A 25,989-nucleotide genomic window follows, 5' to 3' on the forward strand; every position below is an offset into this window, starting at 1 on the left:
GGGTCACTCCTTGACTGGTCAAGTGCAAAGTGACCCGACGGTAACCGCGCCCTCTTACCGCAAGTAACCCGTCGGTAAGTTACGTGCGGGTAAAGATTGTTGCGCGGCGGGACTGTTGAAGGCCCGACAGGCTCCGGCGGAACCGGTGGTCGCCGGTGGGGATCACATGGACAGGCTGACGACCCAAGGTGACGATCAAGGTCTCTTGTCCTATGCTGCGGCTTGCACATCCGGGGGGCGGCTGGCCGTCACGACGACCAGCACCGTTACACGTGTGCGTATCATCCACGCCATCTCAACTCGTGCTTCAGCATGCCGCCAGGCGTCCGCGCCGGTGCGGCTGCTGCCCGAGGCTGCCCGCAAGGGTCCGGATCGGCGTGTCTCCCCGGATCCTCACAGTCATCGGAAGGCAGAGAACGTCATGGCAGAACGGCAGTACCTCGGTCAGGGCACCACCACCTCCTGGGAGAGCTTCTGGTACGTCCTGGGTTGCATCTACCTCGGTGCCGCCTACTTCCAGAAGGTCCCGGTGAAGAAGGCGCTGAGCGAGTACGGACTGGTCGAGATGACCGGGGCCGAGAAGTTCTGGTACGTCGTCCAGTGCATATTCTTCGGTGCCGGCTACTTCGCGAAGGTCACCATCAAGAAGGCGCTGTCCGAGGTGCGGAACTCCGGGGGATTCCCCGCGGCCTGACGACGCCGGAGCAGTCGGTCCGGAACCCTAGGCGGCGCCGGTCGTGGCCGCCTCCGGCAGTGGTGTCTGAGCCGCCCGGGTCACGTCCGCCACCAGCTCCACCACATCGGGGCCGTACGCCTGCGAGTTGACCACCTTCAGGAGCAGGACGAAGGAGCCGCCACCGTGCTTGCGGGCCAGCCGCTCGTGGTTGCGGGCGAGATAGCGGGTGGCGGCCTGGTTGGTGATGGACCGCTGGCCGCAGAAGAGGAACACCGGGCGGGCGTCGCGCCGCCCGCCCGCGGTGAGCCGGGCGAGCAGCACGTACTCGCTCCGCCCGCCCTCCATGCGGTAGTCGTTGCCGCCGATCCGGAAGGCGCCGAGGTCCGGCCCGGCTTCGGCCTCGACGTTCACCTGCACGCCCGGCAGCAGCGACGAGAGGTGGGCCGCCATCCGGCGGTTGGAGGCGGGACCGCCCAGGCAGAACTCCGTGCGCTCGCCGAACCCCTGCTGGGCCGCGTCGTGCGCCACGACCTGAGCGTGCGCGTTGCAGTCCTTGATGAGGGCGGAGAGTTCCAGCAACGCGAACACGTCGTGCCGCATCACCGACAGCTCCGGCCCGCCCGCGTTGCGGTTGACCACCAGCAGCGACTCCGAGTGGTCCGGCAGCCCGAAGAACCCCTGCTTGCGTCGCAGTCTGCGCCGCCACAGATACGTACGGGCGACCCAGCCGAGTGCGGCGGAGACACCCGCCGCTATGACGCCCAGGACGATGTTGCGCACGTCGTCGTTCATGGCCGCGCATGCTAGCGGGCCCGGGCGACGGCAACGTACCCGTGTTCGATGTGTGACGTTCGTGTGGCAGAGCGCCGAGGCGTACTGTCGGTACTACGGCGATCTGGTTACGCTGCGCGGACTGTCCCGACGGGAGGTACGGATGGGTCGTCCAGGTACGCGGAAACTGGCGGTTGTGGCGGTCTCGGCCGCCGTGGTGTCGGTGGGGGCGGCGGCGCCACCCGCCACGACAACGAGCCGGACGGTGCCCAAGGTTCCCGTGGCCGTCGGCTACGGCGGCGCCGTCGCCAGCGTCGACGCGGACGCCTCCGCCGCGGGCATCGAGGTGCTGAAACGCGGCGGCAACGCGGTCGACGCGGCCGTCGCCACCGCCGCGGCGCTCGGCGTCACCGAGCCCTACTCCGCCGGCGTCGGCGGAGGCGGCTACTTCGTCTACTACGACGCCAGGTCCCGTACCGTCCACACCATCGACGGCCGCGAGACCGCTCCGCTGTCCGCCGACTCCGACCTGTTCACGGAGAACGGCAAGCCGCTCGCCTTCCCCGACGCCGTCAGCAGCGGCCTGAGCGTCGGTACCCCGGGCACGCCCGCCACCTGGCAGAAGGCGCTGGACGAGTGGGGCAGCGAGAAACTCGGCACCGTCCTGAAACCGGCCGAGCGGATCGCCCGCGACGGCTTCACGGTGGACGACACGTTCCGCTCGCAGACGGCGTCCAACGAGACCCGGTTCCGTTACTTCCCCGACACCGCGAAGCTGTTCCTGCCCAAGGGACAGCTCCCCGTCGTCGGCTCCACGCTCAAGAACCCCGAACTCGCCCGCACCTACGAGGAGCTGGGCCGCGAGGGCATCGGCGCCATCTACCGCGGAGACATCGGCGACGACATCGTCAAGACGGTCGAACACCCGCCCGTCAGCCCCGCCTCCGGCTGGAACGCCCGCCCCGGCAAGCTGGCCGAGAAGGACCTCGCCGTCTACCGGGCCAAGCTCCAGGCGCCCACCAGGGCGTCGTACCGCGGCCTGAACGTGTACTCCATCGCGCCGTCCTCCTCGGGTGGCACGACGGTCGGCGAGGCGCTCAACATCCTGGAGAACACGGACCTTTCCAAGGCGAGCGAGGTGCAGTACCTGCACCACTACATCGAGGCGAGCCGCATCGCCTTCGCCGACCGCGGGCGCTGGGTCGGCGACCCCGCCTTCGAGGACGTACCGACGAAGCAGCTGCTGTCGCAGCGGTTCGCCGACTCGCGCGGCTGCCTGATCAAGGACGACGCGGTGCTCAGCAGCCCGCTCGCCCCCGGCGACCCGCGTCACCCGGCGGCCTGCGGCAAGGGCGGCACGGCGGCCCCGACGACGTACGAGGGCGAGAACACGACCCACCTGACCGTGGCCGACAAGTGGGGCAACGTCGTCGCCTACACACTCACCATCGAGCAGACCGGCGGCAGCGGCATCACCGTGCCCGGCCGGGGCTTCCTGCTCAACAACGAGCTGACCGACTTCTCCTTCGCCCCGGCCAACCCGGCCGTCCGCGACCCGAACCTGCCCGGCCCGGGCAAGCGGCCGCGCTCGTCCATCTCGCCGACGATCGTCCTCGACCGGCACAACCGGCCCGTGGTGGCGCTCGGTTCGCCCGGCGGCGCGACCATCATCACCACCGTGCTGCAGACACTCACCGGGTTCCTGGACCGGCACCAGCCGCTGGTCGACGCGATCGCCGCGCCCCGCGCCAGCCAGCGCAACGCGGCCCAGACCGAACTCGAACCGGCCCTCTACGACAGCGACGTGAAAGCACGGTTGGAGGCCCTCGGGCACCGCTTCAAGCTGAACCCGGAGATCGGCGCGGCCACCGGCGTGCAACGGCTGCCGAACGGCAAATGGCTGGCCGCCGCCGAGAAGGTACGGCGCGGTGGCGGCTCCGCGATGGTGGTGGACCCGGCGCCGTAGACGCCCTGACCACCGGGCAGAGACCGCGACAGACGTGATGACGCCCGGCGCCGTGGACGCCGTGACCCCCGGCGCCGGGACGCCGGGGGTCATGTCACGTTCACGGCTCCCCGTCGCGGCGGCCGGATCACAGCTCCGGTGCGGGTGGCCGGTTCTCCTCCACGCGGAAGTCCAGCCGGCCGTCCCGCACGCCCACCGTGACCCGGCTGCCCTCGGAGATCGTGCCGTTCAGCAGCAGCCGGGACAGCTGGTTGTCCACCTCCCGCTGGATGGTGCGGCGCAACGGCCGGGCGCCGTACTCCGGCTGGTAGCCGCGCTGGGCGAGCCAGTCCACGGCCTCGGGCGTGAACCGGACGCCGACGCCCTGCCCGTCCAGCAGCCGCCGGGTACCCTCCAGCAGCAGGTCCGTGATCTGCCGCAGCTGCTCGCTCGTCAGCTGCCGGAAGACCACGATCTCGTCGATCCGGTTGAGGAACTCCGGCCGGAAGTGCTCGCGCAGCGGCCGCAGGATCTGCTCGCGCCGCGCCTCCTCGTCCGCGTCCGCGCCGCCCGGGCCGAAGCCGATCCCGGCACCGCGCCGGGTGATCGCCTCCGAACCGAGATTGCTGGTCATCACGATGACCGTGTTGGTGAAGTCCACGGTCCGGCCCTGGGAGTCGGTCAGGCGGCCGTCGTCGAGCACCTGGAGCAGGATGTTGAACACGTCGGGGTGCGCCTTCTCCACCTCGTCGAGCAGCAGCAGCGAGTACGGGTGCCTGCGCACCACCTCGGTGAGCTGCCCCGCCTCCTCGTGGCCGACGTAGCCGGGCGGGGCGCCGACCAGCCGGGAGACCGTGTGCCGCTCCTGGTACTCGCTCATGTCCAGGCGGACCATGCGGTCCTCGCTGCCGAACAGGGCCTCGGCGAGCGCCCGGGCCAGCTCGGTCTTGCCGACGCCGGTCGGCCCGAGGAAGAGGAAACTGCCGATCGGCCGGTTCGGGCTCGACAGACCCGCGCGGGAACGCAGTACGGCCTCGGCGACCACGCTCACCGCCTCGTCCTGCCCGACCACCCGCTGATGCAGATGCTCCTCCAGGCCGAGCAGCCGCTCCTTCTCCTCCTGGGTCAGCCGGCTGACCGGGATGCCGGTCTGCCGGGACACCACCTCGGCGATGGCGTCGGCGGTCACCTCCAGGTCCATCCCCTCGTCGGCCTTTCCGCCCCCGCTCGCCTCCGCGATCCGCTGCTTCAGCTCACCGATCCGGTCACGCAGCTGCTTCGCCTGCTCGTAGTCCTCGTCGGCGACGGCCTGGTCCTTGTCCCGGACCAGTTGCTCGACCTCGCGCTCCATCGCGCGCACGTCCGTGCCCTTCGTCCGGGAACCGAGCCGGACCCGCGCGCCCGCCTGGTCGATCAGGTCGATCGCCTTGTCCGGCAGCCGCCGGTCGGTCAGATACCGGTCCGACAGCTCCACGGCGGCGACCAGCGCCTCGTCGGTGTAGCGGATCTGGTGGTGCGCCTCGTACCGGTCGCGCAGACCCCGCAGGATCTCGATCGTGTCCTCGACGGTCGGTTCGGGCACCAGGATCGGCTGGAACCGGCGGGCCAGCGCCGCGTCCTTCTCGATCCGGCGGAACTCCTCCAGCGTGGTCGCGCCCACGATGTGCAGCTCGCCCCGGGCGAGCGCCGGTTTGAGGATGTTGCCGGCGTCCATCGCGCCGCCCTCGCCGCCGGAGCCCGCGCCCACGACGGTGTGCAGCTCGTCGATGAACACGATCAGCTGGTCGGAGTGGGCGCGGATCTCCTCCACGATGTTGTTCAGGCGCTCCTCGAAGTCACCCCGGTAGCGGGTGCCGGCCACGACTCCGGTCAGGTCCAGGGCGACCACCCGCCGCCCGGCCAGCCCGTCCGGCACGTCCCCGTCGGCGATCCGCTGCGCGAGCCCCTCCACGATGGCCGTCTTGCCGACGCCCGCGTCACCGATCAGCACCGGGTTGTTCTTGCCGCGCCGCGACAGCACCTCGATGGTCTGCTCGATCTCCGTGTCCCGGCCGATGACCGGGTCGACCCCGCCCTCCCGGGCCAGCTCGGTCAGATCGCGGCCGTATTTGTCGAGGGTGGGCGTGCCGGTGGGCCGCTGCCGCTCCGGGCGCTTCTGGGTGCTCTCCGGGGCCTCGGGCGGCAGGGAGCCGGCCGAGAAGCGGGCCGCGTTCAGGATGTGCCCGGCCGCCGAGTCCGGGTTCGAGGCCAGCGCGCTGAGCACGTGCTCCGGGCCGATGTATCCGGCGCCGCTCGCCCGCGCCATGTCGTGTGCGTCCAGCAGGGCCCGCTTGACGGCCGGGGTCAGCGACAGCGACGTCGGCGGCGGTGCCTCGCCCGGCGGGTGCTGGACCGGGCCGGCCCGGCCGTCGATCTCCGTCGCGAGCGAGTCGGGGTCGGCGCCCGCCCGGCTCAGCAGACTCCGGGTGGGCTCGGTGGACAGCGCCGCGCGCAGCAGGTGCTGGGTGTCCAGATCCCGGCTGCCATGCTCGGCGGCGTACTGGGCGGCCCCTCTGACCAGCTCCCGGGCCGGCTGGCTGAGCAGGCGGCCGATGTCGATGTGGCGGGGCGCACCGCTGGGCGCGCCGCCGAAGAAGCGGGCCAGGAATTCACCGAAGGGGTCAGGAGGGTAGCCGTTGGTCATGGCGTTCCGTTCCTCTGACGACGTGCGGAGCAGTCCGGGTAACCAGGGGGTGGGTCGCTCATGCCCACGATGACACGATCCGCCGGAACGGGCATTTGGGGTGGGCGTTCTCGCCTCCACGTGCCTCGTCAGGGCGTTTCTCGTGCCGTAAGGATCCGGGGACCGGCATCGGTGATGGCCACGGTGTGCTCGACGTGGGCCGCCCGGGAGCCGTCGGCCGTGCGCAGGGTCCAGCCGTCGTCCGACGTGGCATAGGCGTCCTTGCCGCTCGCGATCAGCATGGGCTCGATGGCGATGACCATGCCGGGGCGGAGCGGGAGGCCGCGGCCGGGCCGCCCCTCGTTCGGGACCTCGGGGTCCTCGTGCATCCGGCGGCCGATGCCGTGGCCGCCGAAGTCCTGCGGGATGCCGTATCCGGCCGTACGGCACACGCGGCCGACGGCGTGCGCGATGTCGCCGATGCGGTGGCCGGCCACGGCCGCCTCGATGCCTGCCGCCAGCGCCCGCTCGGCGGCGTCGATCAGCCGGAGGTCCGCCGGGCGCGGGCGGCCCACCACGAAGCTGATCGCCGAGTCGCCGGCCCAGCCGTCCAGCTCGGCGCCGCAGTCGATGGAGACCAGGTCGCCGTCGCGGAGCCGGTACCGGCTCGGGACGCCGTGCACGATCGCGTCGTTGACCGAGGCGCAGATCACCGCCGGGAAGGGGGTCGGGGCGAAGGAGGGGCGGTAGCCGAGGAACGGCGAGGAGGCCCCGGCCTCGCGCAGCACCTCCCGCGCCACCTCGTCCAGCTCCAGCAGGGAGACGCCTACGCGTGCGGCCCCCCGTACGGCCGTCAGGGCCCGCCCGACGACCTGGCCCGCCGCGTGCATCGCGTCGATCGACGTGTCTGTCTTCAACTCAACCATGCCAATTACTATACCGGTATTTTAATGGGCGGCGTGCCGGGGGCCGGTATTAGAATGGGTCACATGGTGCGCACCCCTCTCACCCCCGAAGAGCATGAACGCGGCGAACGGCTCGGGCGGCTGCTGCGTGAGGCGCGCGGTGGCCGGAGCATGCCCGAGATCGCCGCCGAGGCCGGGATCTCGGCCGAGACGCTGCGCAAGATCGAGACCGGGCGGGCGCCGACTCCGGCGTTCTTCACGGTGGCCGCACTGGCCGGGGTGCTCGGCCTGTCGATGGACGAACTCGTCGCGCGGTGCGCTCCGGCGGCCGTCTGAGACGCCGGCGCGGGCGTCACCGCGCGCGCAACGGTCAAGATCCCACAATGAGCCGCCCGCGCGCTGCCGGAAAACTGTGCGTAGCGGGCCCGTAACACAGCTGGTGTTGCCTACCGACCGGAGTGCTGACGGTCGGGCGGGAGAGCTGGGTGATGGCTGTGGATCAACTCGCCGGTCGGATGCGGGAGTTCGCGAGCTACCTGGACGGCCTCATGGCGCGCCTCGACCAGGGCGGGGGCTGGTGTGGGATCTTCTGGCAGCGCGACCCCGAGGGCATGCGGGCCTGTCTGGACGGGCGCGAGGTGCCGCCGTGGGACGTGGTGGAGGCGCTGCTGGAGGACCTCGGCGCGGTGTACGGCCCCGCCGCCGCCGCGGCCGAGCGGCAACGGGCCGGCACACTGTACGCCGCCGCGCTGACGGCGTACGACGCCCGGCCCGGAGCCCGGGACGCTCTGGTCGACCGCCTCGACGTCATGCTCCGCGAGCAGCGGTACGCCGCCGAACGGCAGGCCGAACTGATCCGGCTGCTGTCGGCGCCGGCCTCGCGCGAAGAGGCCGGGTCCCTCCGCCTGGACCTCGCCTGGGTCCGCGACGACCACGACCGCGCCACCGCCCGCTGTGCCGAACTGCGGGCCAGGATGGCGGAGCTGGACCGCCGGTCGGTAAACGGCCGACTCGGCACCCCCGACGGCCTCTCCGGCACGAACCCCACCGCGTCCGCCCACCGCCCCGGCCCGGCTCACCAAGCCGCGGACCCCGCCCAGGGCGCGCACGCCGCCGACGCCGGCCAAGCCGAGCGGCCGACCTCCGCAGCGAATGCCCACCACGCCGGGCAGGCGTACCCGGCGGCGTCGTCTGCCTCAGCCGGGCAGGCGTACCGAGCCGCGCCTCCGGCCCGAGCCGGGCAGCCCGCCCACGAGGCTCCGTCCGCTCATGCGCCCTACGTCGCCGCAGACCCAGCCGGTCAGGCCGCCCCGCATGCCGCCGCTGCCCCATCGGCCCCGCCGGTCGGTGCTCCACTCGCCCCGCCGGCCGCTGCCTCCGCCGAAACGCCTCCCGCCCCCGCCGGCCCCCGCAAACGCCGCCGTGGCAGTGCCCGGTTCGCCGGGATGGCCGAGGACGAGGCCGCTCCCGTGGCCGTACCGCAGGCGCCGGTGCCCGTGGTGCCGGGCCCTTCCGATGGGCGTCGTACGCCGCGCGGGGCCCGGTTCGCCGGGGCCGCGTCGCCGGCCGTACCGGTGCCGGCCCCCGTCGACGTGGTGGACGACGGGGCGGGCGAGGCGGTCGACGGGGCCGTGGAGCGGCTGGCGCGGCTGCGGGCCGAGGGGCGCAGCGGGGAGGCGCATGTGCTGCTGGTGGAGGCCACCTGGTGGCCCCCCGCCCGCTTCCCGCTCCTCGCGGACGCCCTGCACCGGGCCGGCCTCGGCGCCGACTGGGCCACCCTGCTGTGGGAGGCCGCGTCGCTGCCCGCCGAGCGGCTGGTCGCCGCCGCCGACGCGCTGGCCGCGGCCGGACGGGACGCCGACGGGCAGCAGATGCTGCGGCAGGGGGTGGCGCGCCCGGCGGAGCAGATCGGCGCGGCCGTGCTGCGGCTGGACGGCGAGGGGCGGCGGCGCGACGTCCGGGCGCTGCTGGACGCCTACGTGCGCGTCCGCACCCCCGAAGAGGCCGCCCGCAGCGTCGCCGCCGACCCGGGCCGCCTCGTACCCCCGCTGCTGGAGGCCGCGCACGCCGTCTCCGACCAACGGTACTGGGACCTCGTACACGCCCTGCGGGTCGCGGGGCACGCGCCGTGACAAGGCCGGGACGCGATGGCCCCCGATCGGCCCCCCGGTCGGCCTCCGCGCTCACCCACAGGAGTGTGAAACGTGATCGACTCCGCGGGTTGACGACAATGGTCTTGGCAAGGGCCGCCCGGAGGCTTACTTTCGACCCTCTACGGCCCTGCTCTACGGGCGTAGAGGCTCTGACGTCGCGTCGAAGGAGCAGCTCATGGCCAACGTCGTCCGCGCCGCTCTGGTCCAGGCCACCTGGACCGGCGACACCGAGTCCATGGTGGCGAAACACGAGGAGCACGCCCGCGAGGCGGCCCGCCGGGGCGCGAAGATCATCGGCTTCCAGGAAGTCTTCAACGCCCCCTACTTCTGTCAGGTCCAGGAGCCGGAGCACTACCGCTGGGCCGAACCGGTGCCCGACGGTCCGACGGTCCGCCGGACGCAGGAACTCGCGCGCGAGACCGGCATGGTGATCGTCGTCCCGGTCTTCGAGGTCGAGCAGTCCGGCTTCTACTACAACACCGCCGCCGTCATCGACGCCGACGGCACCTACCTCGGCAAATACCGCAAGCATCACATCCCCCAGGTGAAGGGCTTCTGGGAGAAGTACTACTTCAAGCCCGGCAACCTGGGCTGGCCCGTCTTCGACACCGCCGTCGGCAGGGTCGGCGTCTACATCTGCTACGACCGGCACTTCCCGGAGGGCTGGCGGCAACTGGGACTGAAGGGCGCCCAGCTGGTCTACAACCCCTCCGCCACCCACCGCGGACTGTCCGCCCATCTCTGGCAGCTGGAGCAGCCCGCCGCGGCCGTCGCCAACGAATACTTCATCGCCGCCATCAACCGGGTGGGGCAGGAGGAGTACGGCGACAACGACTTCTACGGCACGAGCTACTTCGTCGACCCGCGCGGGAAGTTCGTCGGCGAGGTGGCGAGCGACAAGAGCGAAGAACTCCTGATCCGCGACCTCGACTTCGACCTCATCGAGGAAGTGCGGCAGCAGTGGGCCTTCTACCGCGACCGCCGCCCCGACGCCTACGAAGGGCTGGTGCAGCCGTGAACGACCTCTACTCCCGTCACCGGGGCGTCCTGCCCGACTGGCTCGCCCTCTACTACGACGACCCGCTGGAGATCACCCACGGCGAGGGACGGTACGTCTGGGACTCCGCCGGCAACAGGTACCTCGACTTCTTCGGCGGCATCCTGACGACGATGACCGCGCACGCGCTGCCCGAGGTGACCAAGGCGGTCACCGAGCAGGCCGGCCGGATCATCCACTCCTCGACCCTCTACCTCAACCGGCCGATGGTCGAACTCGCCGAGCGGGTCGCCCAGTTGAGCGGCATCCCGGACGCCCGGGTGTTCTTCACCACCTCCGGCACCGAGGCCAACGACACCGCCCTGCTGCTGGCCACCACCTACCGGCGCAGCAACACCGTCCTGGCCATGCGCAACAGCTACCACGGCCGCTCCTTCAGCACGGTCGGCATCACCGGCAACCGCAGCTGGTCCCCGACCTCGCTGTCCCCGCTGCAGACCCTGTACGTCCACGGCGGCGTCCGCACCCGGGGCCCGTACGCCGAACTCGACGACCGCGCGTTCATCGACGCCTGCGTCGCCGACCTGAAGGACATCCTCGGCCACACCCGGCCGCCGGCCGCGCTGATCGCCGAACCCATCCAGGGCGTCGGCGGGTTCACCTCCCCGCCCGACGGTCTCTACGCCGCCTTCCGGGAAGTCCTGAAGGAGCACGGCATCCTGTGGATCGCCGACGAGGTCCAGACCGGCTGGGGCCGTACCGGTGAGCACTTCTGGGGCTGGCAGGCGCACGCCCGCAGCGGTCCGCCGGACCTCGTCACGTTCGCCAAGGGCATCGGCAACGGCATGTCCATCGGCGGGGTCGTCGCCCGCGCCGAGATCATGAACTGCCTGGACGCCAACAGTATCTCGACCTTCGGCGGCACCCAGATCACCATGGCGGCGGGTCTCGCCAACCTCAACTACCTCCTCGAACACGACCTCCAGGGCAACGCCCGCCGGGTCGGCGGCCTGCTCATCGAGCGGCTGCGGGCCCTCGCCGCCCAGCTGCCCGGCGTGCGCGAGGTACGCGGACGCGGGCTGATGATCGGCGTCGAGCTGGTGAAACCGGGGACGGACGAGGCCGATCCGCAGGCGGCCGCCACCGTGCTGGAGACGGCTCGCGAGGGCGGACTGCTCATCGGCAAGGGCGGCGGCCACAACACCAGCGCCCTGCGCGTCGCACCCCCGTTGTCGCTCACCGTCGCGGAGGCCGAGGAGGGCGCGGCCATCCTCGAACACGCGCTCAGGGGTTCGTACTGAGAAGGAGTTCGTACTGACACCACCCGGGTTAGCACCATCCGAGCAAGGGACACGGCCATGACCGCCATCTCGACCGTCACGTGGCAGCCGCTCGAACCCGCGCTCTCCGTCCGGCAGGTGCTCACCCTGGAGCGGGTGCTCGCCGGGGACCCGGAGGTGGTGGCCGGGGCCGGGCAGCTCGACCGGCCGGTGCGCTGGGTGCACGTCGCCGAGGCCGCCGACGTCGGCGTGATGCTCAGCGGCGGCGAGATGGTGCTCACCACCGGGGTGCTCCTCGCCGGGGACGAGGCCAAGCAGGCGGAGTACATCCAGTCCCTGCACCGGGCCGAGGCCGCGGCCGTCGTGCTCGGCCTCGGACGGGCCTTCCCCACGCCGCCCGAGGTGATGCGGCGGGCCGCCGAGCGGTGCGGGCTGCCCATGGTGGTGCTGCACCGGCCTTTCCCCTTCGCCGAGTTGACGGAGGAGGTGCAATGCCGTCTGGTGCGGCGGAAGTTCGCCGCCGTCAGCCTGTCCGAGACCGTACGGACCGCCCTCACCGGGCTGATCACGGCCGGTGCCCCGCTGCAACGGCTGCTGGACGAGGTCACCCGGCACAGCGGCTGCCCGGTCGTCGTCACCAACCTCGCCCACCGCGTCCTCGCCACCGCGGGGGAGCGGTCCGCGGTGGAGGACGTGCTGCGCGACTGGGAGCGGATCGCCCGGCAGGCCGGCGGCGGCGCGGGCGACGGCTGGATCCACGCCGAGCTGGGCGGGGGCGGGGAGCGATGGGGCCGGCTGCTGCTGTGCGGCCACCGGGGCGATGCGGCCACCGGGCGGCTGCTCGCCGACCGGGCCGCCGAGGCGCTGGTCCTGCACCGCATGCTCGGCGGCGGCTCCGCGCAGACCTGGGAGGAGCAGTCCGCGCAGAGCCTGCTGACCGACCTGGTCTCCGGTGTGGTCCCGGCCCGGCAGCTGCTGCCGCGGGCGCGGGCGGCCGGACTGCCGGTCAACCGGCGGACCTTCGTCCCGCTCGTCGTACCCGGCGAGGATCCGGCCCGCCTCGGCCGCGTGCTGCGGATGCTGGGGCTGCCCGGTCTGGTCGCGGAGCTGGCCGGCGGGGCCACCGCCGTCCTGCTCAGCCTTCCCCGCGATCAGCACGCCGAGGCGCTGACCGAGCACTTCGCGGCCCGGTTGCGCACGGAGACCGGAGCGCCGGCCACGGTGGTCGCGGCCGCCGATCCGCGCACCGCCTGGGACGACGTGCCCGCCGGGCTGCGCGAGGCCCGGCATGTCGCCGACGCCGTCACCGACTCCTCCGCCGCCCTCGACCTGCCGGCCGTCGTCCGGCTCAGGGACGTCCACCTGCGCGGGCTGATCCGGCTGCTGCGCGACGACCCTCATGTGCAGTCCTTCGCCGAGCGGGAACTGGACGGGCTGCTGTGCGCCGCCGAACCGGAGCTGCTGAACGTCCTGCGCACGTATCTCGCGACCGGCCGCAACAAGTCCCGCACCGCCCAGCTCCACCATGTCTCCCGGCCGGCCCTCTACCGCCGCCTGGAGGCCATACAGGGCCGCCTCGGTGTGGACCTGGACGACTTCGAACAGGCGGCCTCCGTGCACATCGCACTCCTCGCGCACGACGCGCAACAACGGTGAAGCATGCGACGACCTGGGAAAACGGCGGTGAAACATGGGCCCCCGCACACGTGACACGGTGGCACGCCCACGGCCCGCAGACGTGACACGCTGCCACTCAAACGGCCCGTCCTGGCTTTCTAGGCTCACGGCACACCGAGCTACCGGAGGTCCCGATGAGCCGAGTGATCCGTGCCGCCCTCTTCCAGACCGCCTGGACCGGCGACAAGGAGTCCATGATCCAGGTGCACGAGCAGGCGGCCCGCGACGCCGCCGCGCAGGGCGCCCAAGTCCTCTGCTTCCAGGAGCTGTTCTACGGCCCCTACTTCTGCCAGGTGCAGGACAAGGCGTTCTACGAGTACGCCGAGCGGATTCCCGAGGGCCCGACCGTCCAGCGCTTCCAGGCCCTCGCCCGCGAGCTGGGCATCGTCCTGGTCCTGCCGATGTACGAGGAGGAGCAGCCGGGCGTCCTGTACAACACGGCCGCCGTGATCGACGCGGACGGCTCCTACCTCGGCAAGTACCGCAAGACCCACATTCCCCAAGTGCGGGGATTCTGGGAGAAGTTCTACTTCCGTCCCGGCAACAGCGGCTGGCCCGTCTTCGACACGGCCGTGGGCAGGATCGGCGTCTACATCTGCTACGACCGGCACTTCCCGGAGGGCTGGCGGGCGCTCGGCCTCGCCGGAGCCGAGATCGTCTTCAACCCCTCGGCCACCTCGCGCGGCCTGTCCCGCTACCTGTGGCAGCTGGAACAACCGGCGGCGGCCGTCGCCAACGAGTACTTCGTCGGCGCGATCAACCGGGTCGGGGTGGAGGACCTGGGCGACAACGACTTCTACGGCACCACCTACTTCGTGGACCCGGAGGCGCAGTTCGTCGGCGAGGTGGCGAGCGACAAGGAGACCGAACTCGTCGTCCGCGACCTCGACCTGGCCAGACTCCGCGAGGTCCGCGACCGCTGGCAGTTCTACCGCGACCGGGCACCGGGGGCGTACACGCCGCTGACGGCACCCTGATCGCACCGACCGCCCCGTCCACCCTGGCAGGAGAGGGACCATGAGCAGCCGTACCGTCATCCGCGGTGGTCTCGTCATCACAGCGTCCGACGAGATCCACGCAGACGTGCTGATCGAGGACGGCCGCATCGCCGCCCTCGCCGCCTCCGGCACCCCCGCCGCCGCGGCTTTCGGTGCCGAGAGGGTCATCGACGCCACCGGGAGGTACGTCATCCCGGGCGGCGTCGACGCCCACACCCATATGGAGCTGCCGTTCGGCGGCACCTCCGCCTCCGACACCTTCGAGACCGGTACCCGGGCGGCGGCCTGGGGCGGTACGACGACGATCGTCGACTTCGCGGTGCAGAGCGTCGGTCACACCCTGCGCGAAGGCCTGGACGCCTGGCACGCCAAGGCCGAGGGCAACTGCGCGATCGACTACGCCTTCCACATGATCGTCTCCGATGTGAACCAGGAGACGCTCAAGGAGATGGACCTGCTGGTCGAGGAGGGCGTGACCTCGTTCAAACAGTTCATGGCCTACCCGGGAGTCTTCTACAGCGACGACGGCCAGATCCTGCGCGCGATGCAGCGTTCCGCCGAGAACGGCGGCCTGATCATGATGCACGCCGAGAACGGCATCGCGATCGACGTGCTGGTCGAACAGGCCCTCGCGCGCGGCGAGACCGACCCCCGCTACCACGGCGAGGTCCGCAAGGCCCTGCTGGAGGCCGAGGCCACCCACCGCGCCATCAAGCTCGCCCAGGTGGCCGGGGCGCCCCTGTACGTCGTGCACGTCTCGGCGCAGGAGGCGGTCGCGGAGCTGGCCCGGGCGCGGGACGCGGGGCTGAACGTCTTCGGCGAGACCTGCCCGCAGTACCTGTTCCTGTCCACCGACAACCTCGCCGAGCCGGACTTCGAGGGCGCCAAGTACGTGTGCAGCACTCCGCTGAGGCCGCGCGAACACCAGGCGGCGCTGTGGAGGGGCCTGCGCACCAACGACCTGCAGGTGGTCTCCACCGACCACTGCCCGTTCTGCTTCACCGGCCAGAAGGAGCTGGGCCGCGGCGACTTCTCCAAGATCCCCAACGGCCTGCCGGGCGTGGAGAACCGCATGGACCTCCTCCACCAGGCCGTCGTGGACGGGCACATCTCCCGCCGCCGCTGGATCGAGATCGCCTGCGCCGCACCGGCCCGGATGTTCGGCCTGTACCCGAAGAAGGGCACCATCGCCCCGGGCGCCGACGCGGACGTCGTCATCTACGACCCGCACGCCGAGCAGGTGATGTCCGCCGAGACGCACCACATGAACGTCGACTACTCGGCCTACGAGGGCAAGCGCGTCACCGGCCGGGTCGAGACCGTGCTCTCGCGCGGCGAGCCCGTCATCGACCAGCGGGATTACACCGGACGCGCCGGCCACGGCGTCTACACCCCGCGTTCCACGTGTCAGTACCTCAACTAGGAGTGGCGTCCATGGACTTCGGACTCGTCCTGCAGACCGATCCGCCCGCCTCCCGAGTCATCAGCCTGATGAAGCGGGCCGAGCGCAACGGATTCCGCTACGGCTGGACCTTCGACTCCGCCGTGCTGTGGCAGGAGCCGTTCGTGATCTACAGCCAGATCCTGGCGAACACGCAGAAGCTGACGGTCGGCACGATGGTCACCAACCCGGGCACCCGCACCTGGGAGGTCACCGCCTCCACCTTCGCCACCCTCAACGACATGTTCGGCAACCGCACCGTCTGCGGCATCGGCCGCGGCGACTCCGCGATGCGTGTCGCGGGCCGCAAACCCAACACCCTCGCCCGCATCAGCGAGGCCATGAAGGTCATCCGTACCCTCGGCCGGGGCGGAGAGGCCGACCTCGGAGGCACCAGGATCCGGTTTCCGTGGATCAAGGAGGGCGCCGAACTCCCCGTCTGGATGGCCGCCTACGGCCCGAAGGCACTGAAGATGACCGGCGAGGAAGCCGACGGGTTCATCCTCCAGCTGTCCGACCTGTACCTGACCGAGTACATGGTGAAGGCCGTCAAGGACGCGGCGGCCGCCGCCGGCCGCGACCCGTCCGAGCTCACTATCTGCGTGGCCGCCCCCGCCTACGTCACCGAGGACGACTCGCCCGAGGCCCTCGCCCACGCCCGCGAGCAGTGCCGCTGGTTCGGCGGCATGGTCGGCAACCACGTCGCCGACCTGGTCACCAAGTACGGCGAGCACTCCTCCCAGGTCCCCGAGGCACTCACCGACTACATCAAGACACGCCAGGGCTACGACTACGCCCACCACGGGCGCAGCGACAACCCCGACACCCAGTTCGTGCCCGACGAGATCGTGGACCGGTTCTGCGTCATCGGCCCGGTCGAGAAGCACATCGAGAAACTGAACGCCCTCCGCGCGCTCGGCGTCGACCAGTTCGCGGTGTACGACATGCACGACGCGCAAGAGGCCACGATCGACGCCTACGGCCACCGGGTCATTCCCGCGGTCAACGCCTGATCCCTTCCCCGGGCCGAAGTCCGGCTCCGAGCCCCCCACGCCTGTCCTGGTCTCCCCTCCCCGCCGTCCCGGGGAGGGGGCTGGTGCCCGCACGGCCTTTCCCGACCCGCCTCTCCCCGATTGGCCAGCCCATGACCGACACCGCTCCCACGGCCATACCGACATCCGGCCAAGTCGCCCTCCCCGACGGGCGCGTGGAACTCGCTCCCGGTACGCCACCGCCCAGCGGCCGCTACGCCAACGAGGACCTGCTCCCGGTCCCCGTGGCAAAGCGCACGTGGACGACGTACAACTTCTCGGCCCTGTGGGTCGGCATGGCCCACAACACCGCTTCCTGGACCCTGGCCTCCGGGCTGATCGCGGTGGGCATGGACTGGAAACAGGCCGTGTTCACCATCGCCCTCGCCAACCTGATCGTGCTGGTGCCGATGCTGCTGACCGGGCACGCCGGACCCAAGTACGGCATCCCCTTCCCGGTCTTCGCCCGCGCCTCCTTCGGCGTGCGCGGCGCCAACCTGCCGGCGATCGTGCGGGCGTTGGTGGCCTGCGGCTGGTTCGGCATCCAGACCTGGATCGGCGGCGAGGCGATCTACTTCCTCGCCGGCAAGCTGATCGGCGACAGTTGGTCGGGCGCCTCGCACATCGGCGGCTACGCCTGGACCATGTGGCTGTCCTTCGCGATCTTCTGGGTCGTCCAGGTCGCGATCATCTACCGGGGCATGGAGACCATCCGCCGTTTCGAGAACTGGGCGGCACCCTTCGTGATCGTCGGCGCGCTGGTGATGCTGTGGTGGATGAGCAGCAAGGCCGGCGGCGTCGGCCCGCTCTTCGACCAGCCGTCCAGACTCGGTTGGGGCGGCGGCTTCTGGAAGCTGTTCTGGCCCTCGCTCATGGGCATGATCGGCTTCTGGTCCACACTGTCGCTGAACATCCCCGACTTCACCCGCTACGGCAAGAGCCAGAAGGCGCAGACCTGGGGCCAGGCCCTGGGCCTGCCCACCACGATGACCCTCTTCGCGTTCCTCTCCGTGCTCGTCACGTCCGGTTCGCAGGCGGTGTACGGCAAGCCGGTCTGGGACCCGGTCCAGCTCGCCGCCAAGACGGACAACGTGGTCGGTCTGCTCTACGCCCTGGTCACCGTGCTCGTGGCCACTCTCTCCGTGAACATCGCGGCCAACCTGGTCTCCCCGGCCTTCGACTTCTCCAACGTCGCGCCGCGGCGGGTGAGTTTCCGCACCGGCGCCCTGATCACCGCCGTCCTCGCCGTGCTGATCTTCCCGTGGAAGCTGTACTCCGACCCGCAGGGCTACATCTTCACCTGGCTCGGCCTGGTCGGCGGCCTGCTCGGCACGGTCGCGGGCATCCTCGTCGCCGACTACTGGTTCCTGCGCCGCACCCGCCTCGACCTCGCCGACCTGTACCGCGCGGGCGGCCGTTACTGGTACGTGGCCGGATGGAACTGGCGGGCGGTCGTCGCCTTCCTGACGGGCGGTTTCCTCGCGATCGGCGGCGCCGACTTCAAGCCGCTGATCGACGGCCGCCCCATCCCCGCCCTGGCCCCGCTGGCCCACTACGGCTGGGCGGTGGGCCTCGGCACCTCCCTGGTGCTGTACCTGGCCCTGACGCTGCTCACCGGCCGCAGGGAGACGGCGGTGTAAGGGCCTTGGGGGCGGTCAGCCGGACTGCCCGCCCCCCAGTGCGCCGACCGCGGCCTTCGCCGCCTTGATGGCCCCCTTGTTGATCTCGTCCGTGCTCGGCGCCTTCTTCGTCTCGAAGTCACTGCCGTTGTACGTGACGATCACCAGTGCGTTGGAGACCCGGACCAGCACCACGCCCTCGCGGGTCTGCTGCTGGTCCTCCGTGGTGAGGTTCACGACGGAGTAGGCGGAGTCCCCGAGCCCCGGAACGGCCCCGCCACCGCTCTTCTCGCCGACCCGCTGCTGGTACTCCTGCTCCGCCTCCTCGTCCGTCGCGCTGATCTCGAAGGACACGTCGAGCCAGCGGTAGTCGTAGCCCTGGAGCGCGTTCCAGGAGCAGGTGCGGCGCAGCTCGGTGTCCGTCGACGGGATCTCCTTGCCCGCCGTCCTCGCCCCGGGCACCAGCGACTTGACGGTGGCCACGGGAACGCTGGAGCAGGGGGCGGGCGCGGTGCCGTACGCCTTCGCCGCCGCGGTGGAGGACGGGTCGGAGGAGGACGAGGAGGACGAGGAGGACTGGGTGGACGTCTTCTGGGCCGTCTGGTGCCCGGCGGCCGTCGGCGACGCCGCCGGGCCGGACGTCAGCGCCCAGCCGGCACAGGCGAGGACCGCGACCGGCGTCAGTCGCGCGGTGAGGGCGAGCGGCAGAGGAAGAGAACGCACGGCGCACTTCTCGTGGGGGAGGGGTAGGAAGGGGTCCGCATGGTGGACGTGGCACGACAGTGTCACAAGAGTCCCTGTGGGCGGAAGCGGAAACTCGCAGCGTGGCCGCGCGGTCACGGGAGCGCGTTCATGACGTACTGCTCTGCCCGTTATGCGCCTCTCCAACCGGTGGCGGGCGCCTACGGTGGTGCCGAGGCCCGGCGGGGACGGTAGGGCGTTCCGGTCCGCGTCACGCCCCGGACCTGTGCTCCTCCAGCCAGCGGCGGGCGCCGACTTCGCTCGGGTATTCCCGGACGGTGACCCAGGCGAGCAGCCAGCCGACGATCCATGCCGCGAACGCCGGCATGACGGGAGCGGCGAGCAGCACGAGTCCGCGCCCCATGGCGATCCGGCCCGGGACGCGCCTGTTGTGGTCGCGTTTGGCGCGAAGGGTCTGTTCCGGAGTGGGTGGATTCAGCATCGCCTCGCGGTGGCTCCTGCGCTGCGCGACCCAACCCCACACCAGGGTCACGACGGACGCGGCCACCTGTACGCCGTCGCACACGACACGCGCGGTGGACGGCAGAAGGTCGCGGACCCCCGCGTACAGGCTCAGCGCGAAGAGGCAGAACATGGCCATGGCGATGACGATGAAGACCGTGGTCCGGGCGCGGCACAGCCAGTAGAGTCCGCCGCGCCGGTACCAGGTGCGTCCCAGCTTCGGCAAGGCGGGGATGGGCACGGAGAATCCGGGGGCCGGTGCCTCAGAAGATGCTTGTGACGCCATGCCAGACATCCTTCACCAGTCGCTTTCCGTCATCGACGGTCTCCGTGGCGACGTGCTTGGTCCCCGTCCACACGCCACCGACCACCCCGTGGTCGTGGATGTCCTCGCTCCAGTGCTCGTGGAAGGCGTGGTCGAGGACGGATGTCGCTACGATCACCGAGCCGACCCCGACCGCGGCGACGGCGGCCGCACCCTCGACGGGCAGGGCCGCCGTGATCGCCGCACCGGCTGCCAGGCCGCCGAGGGCTGCCCCGCCGTCGACGGCGACCGAGTGCTGCCAGGACCAGCCCTTGTCGTGGTCGTCCTTCGCCTCGATCAGACCGCAGGCCGCCGCCGCGGCGACGTCCAGTACCGGAATCTCCTTCAGGACGTCCGGCAGCGCCTCCAGGCCCCTGCCCATGCGCAGCGCGTCCGCGGCGTCCGCCAGCTTGACGTTCAGGGCACGGTCGTACGGCAGCTTGGTGCTGCCGTTGTCAGCGCGCGCGATGTCCTCTTCCAGCGCGTCGACCCTGGTGACCGCGTCGCGGTAGGCGCTCTTGGCGGGCAGGTCCTTGGGCAGCGCCTTGCCCGCCTTCTGGAACGCCTTGCGCTCCGTGCGGAGTTCCTTCTTGGCGGCCTGCGCCTCGGCCTTGGCCGCGTCGAGGTGCTTGCGGGCCTCGAGGCCCCCGGCGCGGGCGTCCTCGGCGTCGTACGCGTACAGCCCGCGCAGCGCGTCGTACAGGGTGACCTTGTCCCCCGGGGAAACCGAGCCGTCCTTCGACGTCACCTTGTCGTACAGCCCCTGCAACTGCTGCGCCGCCACCAGCCGGGCGTGCTGAGCGGTGTGCAGGACCTCGTTGCGCGCCGTGGCGTAGTCGTTCATCGCGGAGATGGTCTTCTGGTCGTCCGCGCTCGGCGGGTTCGCCGTCATGATCGGCAGCGGCGCGCCCTTGGCGTCCGTCGCCACACCCTTGCCGGCCGCGATGTGCTCCGCGTTCTGCAGGGACTTCTCGCACGTGGACAGCGCGCCCGCCAGCGTCTCGAGGATCTCGCCCGCCGCGTGCACCAGCTCCGCGAAGCCGCCGGCGGCCAGCGCGTCCTCGCTCCACTTGGCGCGGAAGCTCTCGGCCGCCTCGCCCTTCCAGTCGGCGTCGCCGACCAGTTTCTCGACGGCGCCGCTGAGCGGCTTGACCACGTCGTCGAGCTTGTCCTTGGCGTTCTTGTACGTCTCGGCCATCGTGCGCAGACCGCCGATGTCGCCGCCGACCCAGCTGTCACCCATCAGCTCTCATCCCATCAGGTCCTCGAAGACGCCGTGGACGTCCACGTCGTGCCGGTGGAAGGAGTCCCGGGCGTACGCGACCTTGTCCCCGTGGTCGTCCATCCGGTCGGCCATGCCGATGTGCAGGGCGACGATGAGGTCCGCGATCTCCTTGATGGCCGAGTCCAGCCCCGGATCACCGCCGCTGACCACGGGCGGTGCCACGTCGGGGTGCAGTTTGCGGTAGTCGCCGGCCTGCTCGTGGAAGGTCCTCGCCATGGTGGCGAGGTCGTCGTAGACCGCTTTGAAGTCGCTCACCGGCGTACCTCCCGCGCGTAGGCGGCCAGGTCCTCCGGCCGCCAGGTGGGTTCCCCGGGCGCGCCCCGGGGATCCAGCAGGACGGTGACGCCCTGCTCGCTCACGCCCTCGGCCAGGGGACCGAGGGATGCCGCGACCCACGGCTGCGCCTCGCCGAGCACCTCCACCAGCTTCTGCGGCGAGGTGAACGCGAAGGCCACGGTGCCGTGTTCGGGGTGCTCGAACAGCTCGACGACGACGAAGGGCACGCGCGCGGGGCGGCCGTCCGTCCCCGTTCCCGCGACGGACCTCGGATGCGCCGGGACGAACACCGGTGTGTGGTAGGCGGGCACACCCGGTTTGGGGGCCGGCCGGTCGTCCGTGTCCGGTCGCGAGGGCGGCGCGGCCGCCACGAGGTCCAGCAGCGCCGAGCGGCGCGGTCCCGGAGCCTGCTGTGGAAGGTCGCGTCCTGTCGGATCCGGCTCGGCGAGATCGAGCAGGCGTGAACGTATCGGCGCGCCCACCGCCGTCACCTCTTCCCCGTTGGTTGCATGGCCGATCGGCTCGACCACGGTAGCCAGCGGGCAACGGCGCAAATCCGGCTATGTCGCAGTATCGATGAGGACGCACACGGAACTCATACGACCGTTTGGCCGAGCGCAGAGCAACCCTTGACCCGTTGCTGAACCGGAGCTCAGGCCGAGCCGGCGGCTAGGGCACCCGCGCTGTCCACTCCGGGGAACCGAACTTGGTCCGCGCGAGCTCCCGCGCCCGCGCCAGCTCCTCGTCCGTGATCTTGCCCTGGGCCAGCCCGTACCGCGCGCGGAACGAGGCGATCATCCGGTCGATGACCGCCTCACGCGGCAGTCCCGTCTGCCGCCGCAGCGGATCGACTCTCTTCTTCGCGCTCCCGGTGCCCTTACCGGACAGCTTCTCCCGCCCGATCCGCAGCACCTCGACCATCTTGTCGGCGTCGATGTCGTACGACATGGTCACGTGATGCAGCACGGCCCCCGGCCCGCCGCCGGGACCGACGACCCGCTTCTGCGCCGCGCCCGCGATCTTGCCCTGGTCGGTCGCGATGTCGTTCAGCGGCTGGTACCAGGCCCGGACGCCCATGTCGCCGAGGGCGCCGAGCACCCAGTCGTCGAGGTAGGCGTAGCTGTCCTGGAAGGACAGGCCCTGCACCAGCGACTCGGGCACCGACAGCGAGTAGGTGATCGTGTTGCCGGGCTCCACGAACATCGCGCCACCGCCGGAGATCCGCCGCACCACCTCGATGCCGTGCCGCGCGGCGCCCTCCGGGTCCACCTCGTTGCGCAGCGACTGGAAGCTGCCGATGATCACCGACGGGGCGCCCCACTCCCACACCCGCAGGGTCGGCGGCCGCCGGCCCGCGGCCACCTCCGCGGTCAGCACCTCGTCCAGTGCCATGTGCAGGGCCGGCGGCTGCGGGCCCTCGTGGATCAGCTGCCAGTCGTAGTCGGTCCAGTCCGTGGCGTGCGCCAGCGCGCGGCGCACCGCGATGCCCACGCCCTCCGAGGTCAGGCCGTACATCACGGTCCCGGCGGGCAGCACCGCGTCGATCCGCGCGGCCAGCCCCGCCGCGTCGGTGTCCGCCGGGGCGCCCTCCAGCGCGCGGTTCACCGCGTCCAGCGCCGCGTCCGGCTCCAGGAAGAAGTCGCCCGCCACCCGCACGTGCCGCAGCACGCCCTCCTCGGCGTCCACGTCCACGACGACGAGCTTGCCACCGGGCACCTTGTACTCACCGTGCACTGGGGCCTCCGTTCCTGCCGTAAGAGATCAACGTGAGGCGTCTGCGAGGTGTTCCCGGGCGGCGAGTACATCCGTACGATCACCCGGAAGACGTACCCGAGCCCAGGAGCGCGCTGTGTTCACCACCCGGCCCACCCTCCAGGGGACCTTAGGCATGGTCTCCTCCACGCACTGGCTGGCCTCGCAGTCGGCGATGGCGGTCCTCGAGGACGGCGGCAACGCCTTCGACGCCGCGGTGGCCGGGGCGTTCGTACTGCACGTGGTGGAGCCGCACCTCAACGGGCCCGCCGGCGAGGTGCCGATCCTGCTCGCCCCCGCGGGCGGCGCGGTGCGCGTGCTGTGCGGGCAGGGCGTGGCCCCGGCGGGCGCCACGGCCGCGCACTACCGGAGCCTCGGGCTGGAGCTCGTCCCCGGCACCGGGCCGCTCGCGGCCGCCGTGCCCGGCGCCTTCGACGCCTGGCTGCTCCTGCTGCGCGACCACGGCACCAAGTCCCTGGACGACGTCCTGAAGTACGCCATCGGTTACGCCGAACACGGGCACGCGCCCGTGGAGAAGGTCGGCGCGACCGTGGAGACCGTACGGGAGCTGTTCGAGACGGAGTGGACGTCGTCGGCGGAGCTCTACCTGGCCGGCGGCAGGGCGCCCCGGCCCGGCGAGCTGCTGCGCAACCCCGCCCTCGCCGCCACCTGGAAGCGGCTGCTCGCCGAGACCGCCCACGCCGGTGACCGGGAAGCCCGGATCGACGCCGCGCGCGAGGTGTGGCGCTCCGGCTTCATCGCCGAGGCCCTGCTGCGGCAGTCCCGGCGGCCCACCCTGGACACCAGCGGCGAACGGCACACCGGCACCCTCACCGAGACCGACCTCGCCGGCTGGTCGGCGGCCTACGAGACCCCGGCCACGTACGACTGGAACGGCTGGACCGTGTGCAAGGCGGGCCCCTGGAGCCAGGGCCCCGCCTTCCTCCAGCAGCTCGCCCTGCTCCCGCCCGAGCTGCCCGCCTACGGCTCCGCCGACTACGTCCACCTGCTCATCGAGGGCTGCAAGCTCGCCATGGACGACCGCGAGGCCTGGTACGGGGACGCCGCCGCGGTGCCGCTCACCGAGCTGCTGTCGGACGACTACAACGCCGCCCGGCGCGCCCTCGTCGGCGCGAAGGCCTCGTACGAGCTGCGCCCCGGCAGCCCCGGCGGACGCACTCCGTATCTGCCCGCACAGGCACACGCGTGCGTGGATGCCGCCAGCGAGCCTCCCTTCAACCCCATGGGCGCGGGCGAGCCGACCGTCGACCGGATCGGCACCACCCGGGGCGACACCTGCCACCTCGACGTGGTCGACCGCTGGGGCAACATGATCGCCGCCACGCCCAGCGGCGGCTGGCTGCAGTCCAACCCGGTCGTTCCCGAGCTGGGCTTCCCGCTCGGCACGCGTCTGCAGATGACCTGGCTGGAGGAGGGCCTGCCGAACACCCTCACCCCGGGCCGCCGCCCGCGCACCACCCTCACCCCGTCCCTCGCGCTGCGCGACGGTGTGCCGGTCCTGGCCTTCGGCACCCCCGGCGGCGACCAGCAGGACCAGTGGCAGCTGCACTTCTTCCTCGCCGCCGTCCTGCGCGCACCCGTCCGCGGCGGCCTCGACCTCCAGGGCGCCATCGACGCCCCGAACTGGCACAACGACAGCTTCCCCAGCTCCTTCTACCCGCGCGGCCGCCGCCCCGGCAGCGTGACCGTGGAGTCCCGGATGGACGCCGAGGTGATCGAGGAGCTGCGGCGCCGCGGGCACGACGTCACCGTCGGCCCCGCCTGGTCCGAGGGCCGCCTGTGCGCGGTCGCCCGGGCCCCGGAGACCGGCATCCTGTCGGCGGCGGCGAACCCCCGCGGGATGCAGGGGTACGCGGTGGGCCGGTGACGAACCCGGCGACGGCTCCGGCCGGCCCCTGTCCCTCATCCCGATTCCACCCGGTGTACACCGGCCGGGCGGGGATTGTCAGAGGGGCGTGCTCTCATGGAGGCATGATCGAAGAGACGGAAACCATCGACGAGTTTCTCGCCCGCTGCTCGGCCGACGTGGAGGAAGCGGTCCGCAAGGCCGCCGCGGCCGAGATCCTGCCCCGCTTCCGCCGCCTCGCCGAGCACGAGGTGGACCGGAAGAGCGGACCGCACGACCTGGTGACGGACGCCGACCGCCTCGCCGAGCTGCGGCTCACCGAGGATCTCGCGGCCCTGCTGCCCGGCTCCGTGGTGGTCGGCGAGGAGGCGGTGCACGCCAACCCGGCGACGTACGAGGCGCTTCAGGGCGACGCACCGGTGTGGATCATCGACCCGGTCGACGGCACCCGCCAGTTCGTGCACGGCGACGACGGCTTCTGCACCCTGGTCGCGCTCGCCCACCGCGGGGTCGTCATCGCCTCCTGGACGTATGCCTCGGCACGCGACCAGTTCGCCACCGCCGTCCGGGGCCAGGGCGCCTTCCTCGACGGTGAGCGGCTGTTCGCGGGGCCGCCCGTGCCCGGCCGGGACCTCGTCGTCGCCACTTCGCACCCCGACTTCACCACCGACCAGCAGAAGCGCGCGCTGCGGGCCCTGTGGACCGACGGCGTCGCACCCCGGCCCTGCGGCTCCGCGGGCCTGGAGTATCTCGCCGTCGCCCGGGGCGAGGTGGACGCCGTGGCGTTCTCCTGGGAGGCGGCCTGGGACCACGCGGCCGGTCTGCTGCTGGTCGAGGAGGCGGGCGGCGCGCACGTCACCCTCGGCGGCGAGCCGTTCCGCGTGACCGGCGGCAACGCGCTGCCGTTCACCGCCGCCCGCGACGCCACCACCGCCCGCCGACTGTCCGATCTCCTGCGCACGACGGCCTGACGGCAGGGGCACCCTGTCCGGACGGTGGCCCGGCGGCTTGGGTGGCGTCCCGGACGGTGGCCCGGCGGCTTGGGTGGCGTCCCGGACGGTGGCCCGGCGGCTTGGGTGGCGTCCCGGACGGTGGCCCGGCGGCTTGGGTGGCGTCCCGTACGACGGCCCGGCGGCTTGGGTGGCGT

Annotated in this window: 22 protein-coding genes; 13 read left to right on the forward strand and 9 right to left on the reverse strand. The window is 71.7% G+C overall.

The window, feature by feature from the left end:
* The first annotated feature begins 421 nt into the window (after positions 1–421).
* Positions 422–694 (forward strand): hypothetical protein, encoded by a 273-nt coding sequence (locus AC07C1_RS37365; protein ID WP_478946528.1) that lies wholly within the window; start codon positions 422–424, stop codon positions 692–694.
* A 27-nt stretch (positions 695–721) separates the two neighbouring features.
* Here AC07C1_RS37365 and AC07C1_RS37370 read toward each other — a convergent pair whose 3' ends face one another.
* Positions 722–1,468 carry a hypothetical protein gene (locus AC07C1_RS37370; RefSeq protein WP_478946530.1) on the reverse strand — a complete coding sequence of 249 codons (747 nt, stop codon included), beginning with the start codon at positions 1,466–1,468 and terminating at the stop codon, positions 722–724.
* A gap of 142 nt (positions 1,469–1,610) precedes the next feature.
* Between AC07C1_RS37370 and ggt the strand changes: the two genes are divergently transcribed.
* The gene (gene ggt / locus AC07C1_RS37375; protein ID WP_478946532.1) at positions 1,611–3,413 is read left to right on the forward strand and encodes a gamma-glutamyltransferase; all 1,803 of its coding nucleotides are present in this window, start codon (positions 1,611–1,613) and stop codon (positions 3,411–3,413) included.
* A 127-nt stretch (positions 3,414–3,540) separates the two neighbouring features.
* Here the strand turns inward: ggt and AC07C1_RS37380 are convergent, their stop codons facing one another.
* Together AC07C1_RS37380 and map are read right to left on the reverse strand one after the other, a co-directional pair.
* Positions 3,541–6,075 carry an ATP-dependent Clp protease ATP-binding subunit gene (locus AC07C1_RS37380; RefSeq protein ID WP_478946534.1) on the reverse strand — a complete coding sequence of 845 codons (2,535 nt, stop codon included), beginning with the start codon at positions 6,073–6,075 and terminating at the stop codon, positions 3,541–3,543.
* Positions 6,076–6,203: 128 nt separating this feature from the next.
* A complete protein-coding gene (gene map / locus AC07C1_RS37385) occupies positions 6,204–6,980 on the reverse strand; it encodes a type I methionyl aminopeptidase (RefSeq protein ID WP_478946536.1) in 777 nt (258 codons plus the stop codon).
* Between the two features lie 63 nt (positions 6,981–7,043).
* On the opposite strand from map, the gene AC07C1_RS37390 reads away from it, so the two are divergent.
* The 9 genes from AC07C1_RS37390 to AC07C1_RS37430 all read left to right on the forward strand — a co-directional run bounded on the left by AC07C1_RS37390 (position 7,044) and on the right by AC07C1_RS37430 (position 18,176).
* A complete protein-coding gene (locus AC07C1_RS37390) occupies positions 7,044–7,295 on the forward strand; it encodes a helix-turn-helix domain-containing protein (RefSeq protein ID WP_478946538.1) in 252 nt (83 codons plus the stop codon).
* Between the two features lie 152 nt (positions 7,296–7,447).
* The gene (locus tag AC07C1_RS37395; protein ID WP_478946540.1) at positions 7,448–9,091 is read left to right on the forward strand and encodes a hypothetical protein; all 1,644 of its coding nucleotides are present in this window, start codon (positions 7,448–7,450) and stop codon (positions 9,089–9,091) included.
* Between the two features lie 196 nt (positions 9,092–9,287).
* Complete coding sequence (locus AC07C1_RS37400) at positions 9,288–10,130, forward strand: nitrilase-related carbon-nitrogen hydrolase (RefSeq protein WP_478946542.1); 843 nt, start codon at positions 9,288–9,290, stop codon at positions 10,128–10,130.
* The gene (locus AC07C1_RS37405; RefSeq protein WP_478946544.1) at positions 10,127–11,410 is read left to right on the forward strand and encodes an aspartate aminotransferase family protein; all 1,284 of its coding nucleotides are present in this window, start codon (positions 10,127–10,129) and stop codon (positions 11,408–11,410) included. Before AC07C1_RS37400 ends, AC07C1_RS37405 begins: the two co-directional genes overlap by 4 nt.
* A 57-nt stretch (positions 11,411–11,467) precedes the next feature.
* On the forward strand, positions 11,468–13,045 hold the full coding sequence (locus AC07C1_RS37410) for a PucR family transcriptional regulator (RefSeq protein ID WP_478946546.1): 1,578 nt from the start codon (positions 11,468–11,470) through the stop codon (positions 13,043–13,045).
* 155 nt (positions 13,046–13,200) lie between these two features.
* Entirely contained in the window at positions 13,201–14,043 is an 843-nt protein-coding gene (locus tag AC07C1_RS37415; RefSeq protein ID WP_478946548.1) for a nitrilase-related carbon-nitrogen hydrolase, read from the forward strand.
* A 40-nt stretch (positions 14,044–14,083) separates the two neighbouring features.
* Positions 14,084–15,487 (forward strand): dihydropyrimidinase, encoded by a 1,404-nt coding sequence (gene hydA, locus AC07C1_RS37420; protein WP_478946550.1) that lies wholly within the window; start codon positions 14,084–14,086, stop codon positions 15,485–15,487.
* 11 nt (positions 15,488–15,498) lie between these two features.
* A complete protein-coding gene (locus tag AC07C1_RS37425) occupies positions 15,499–16,518 on the forward strand; it encodes a TIGR03842 family LLM class F420-dependent oxidoreductase (RefSeq protein WP_478946552.1) in 1,020 nt (339 codons plus the stop codon).
* A 131-nt stretch (positions 16,519–16,649) separates the two neighbouring features.
* Positions 16,650–18,176 (forward strand): NCS1 family nucleobase:cation symporter-1, encoded by a 1,527-nt coding sequence (locus tag AC07C1_RS37430; protein ID WP_478946554.1) that lies wholly within the window; start codon positions 16,650–16,652, stop codon positions 18,174–18,176.
* A 15-nt stretch (positions 18,177–18,191) separates the two neighbouring features.
* On the opposite strand, the gene AC07C1_RS37435 is transcribed toward AC07C1_RS37430, so the two are convergent.
* From AC07C1_RS37435 to AC07C1_RS37460, 6 genes are all read right to left on the reverse strand, one after another.
* Complete coding sequence (locus AC07C1_RS37435) at positions 18,192–18,878, reverse strand: hypothetical protein (protein WP_478946556.1); 687 nt, start codon at positions 18,876–18,878, stop codon at positions 18,192–18,194.
* Between the two features lie 229 nt (positions 18,879–19,107).
* Entirely contained in the window at positions 19,108–19,644 is a 537-nt protein-coding gene (locus AC07C1_RS37440; protein WP_478946558.1) for a hypothetical protein, read from the reverse strand.
* Positions 19,622–20,905, reverse strand: a complete 1,284-nt coding sequence (locus AC07C1_RS37445; protein ID WP_478946560.1) for a WXG100 family type VII secretion target — start codon at positions 20,903–20,905, stop codon at positions 19,622–19,624. Before AC07C1_RS37445 ends, AC07C1_RS37440 begins: the two co-directional genes overlap by 23 nt.
* 6 nt (positions 20,906–20,911) lie before the next feature.
* The gene (locus AC07C1_RS37450) at positions 20,912–21,202 is read right to left on the reverse strand and encodes a DUF6317 family protein (RefSeq protein ID WP_478946562.1); all 291 of its coding nucleotides are present in this window, start codon (positions 21,200–21,202) and stop codon (positions 20,912–20,914) included.
* Entirely contained in the window at positions 21,199–21,705 is a 507-nt protein-coding gene (locus tag AC07C1_RS37455; protein WP_478946564.1) for an SAV_915 family protein, read from the reverse strand. The genes AC07C1_RS37450 and AC07C1_RS37455 overlap by 4 nt, the downstream gene beginning before the upstream one ends.
* 187 nt (positions 21,706–21,892) lie before the next feature.
* Entirely contained in the window at positions 21,893–22,957 is a 1,065-nt protein-coding gene (locus AC07C1_RS37460; protein WP_478946566.1) for a lipoate--protein ligase family protein, read from the reverse strand.
* Positions 22,958–23,072: 115 nt separating this feature from the next.
* Here AC07C1_RS37460 and AC07C1_RS37465 point away from each other — a divergent pair, with 115 nt between their 5' ends.
* Positions 23,073–24,863, forward strand: coding sequence for a gamma-glutamyltransferase family protein (locus tag AC07C1_RS37465; protein WP_478946568.1), 1,791 nt, complete (start codon positions 23,073–23,075; stop codon positions 24,861–24,863).
* Between the two features lie 104 nt (positions 24,864–24,967).
* Positions 24,968–25,813, forward strand: coding sequence for an inositol monophosphatase family protein (locus AC07C1_RS37470; protein WP_478946570.1), 846 nt, complete (start codon positions 24,968–24,970; stop codon positions 25,811–25,813).
* Positions 25,814–25,989: the final 176 nt, after the last annotated feature.

The organism is Streptomyces sp. NPDC045022, assembly GCF_056432605.1.

Bases quoted from the DNA above. Each gene is read 5' to 3' on its own strand.
- AC07C1_RS37410 (WP_478946546.1), top strand. From the start codon at position 11,468: ATGACCGCCATCTCGACCGTCACGTGGCAGCCGCTCGAACCCGCGCTC.
- AC07C1_RS37440 (WP_478946558.1), bottom strand. From the start codon at position 19,644: ATGGCGTCACAAGCATCTTCTGAGGCACCGGCCCCCGGATTCTCCGTG.
- ggt (WP_478946532.1), top strand. From the start codon at position 1,611: ATGGGTCGTCCAGGTACGCGGAAACTGGCGGTTGTGGCGGTCTCGGCC.
- AC07C1_RS37390 (WP_478946538.1), top strand. From the start codon at position 7,044: ATGGTGCGCACCCCTCTCACCCCCGAAGAGCATGAACGCGGCGAACGG.
- AC07C1_RS37415 (WP_478946548.1), top strand. From the start codon at position 13,201: ATGAGCCGAGTGATCCGTGCCGCCCTCTTCCAGACCGCCTGGACCGGC.
- AC07C1_RS37445 (WP_478946560.1), bottom strand. From the start codon at position 20,905: ATGGGTGACAGCTGGGTCGGCGGCGACATCGGCGGTCTGCGCACGATG.
- AC07C1_RS37395 (WP_478946540.1), top strand. From the start codon at position 7,448: ATGGCTGTGGATCAACTCGCCGGTCGGATGCGGGAGTTCGCGAGCTAC.
- AC07C1_RS37370 (WP_478946530.1), bottom strand. From the start codon at position 1,468: ATGAACGACGACGTGCGCAACATCGTCCTGGGCGTCATAGCGGCGGGT.
- map (WP_478946536.1), bottom strand. From the start codon at position 6,980: ATGGTTGAGTTGAAGACAGACACGTCGATCGACGCGATGCACGCGGCG.
- AC07C1_RS37470 (WP_478946570.1), top strand. From the start codon at position 24,968: ATGATCGAAGAGACGGAAACCATCGACGAGTTTCTCGCCCGCTGCTCG.
- AC07C1_RS37380 (WP_478946534.1), bottom strand. From the start codon at position 6,075: ATGACCAACGGCTACCCTCCTGACCCCTTCGGTGAATTCCTGGCCCGC.
- AC07C1_RS37425 (WP_478946552.1), top strand. From the start codon at position 15,499: ATGGACTTCGGACTCGTCCTGCAGACCGATCCGCCCGCCTCCCGAGTC.
- hydA (WP_478946550.1), top strand. From the start codon at position 14,084: ATGAGCAGCCGTACCGTCATCCGCGGTGGTCTCGTCATCACAGCGTCC.
- AC07C1_RS37365 (WP_478946528.1), top strand. From the start codon at position 422: ATGGCAGAACGGCAGTACCTCGGTCAGGGCACCACCACCTCCTGGGAG.
- AC07C1_RS37400 (WP_478946542.1), top strand. From the start codon at position 9,288: ATGGCCAACGTCGTCCGCGCCGCTCTGGTCCAGGCCACCTGGACCGGC.
- AC07C1_RS37430 (WP_478946554.1), top strand. From the start codon at position 16,650: ATGACCGACACCGCTCCCACGGCCATACCGACATCCGGCCAAGTCGCC.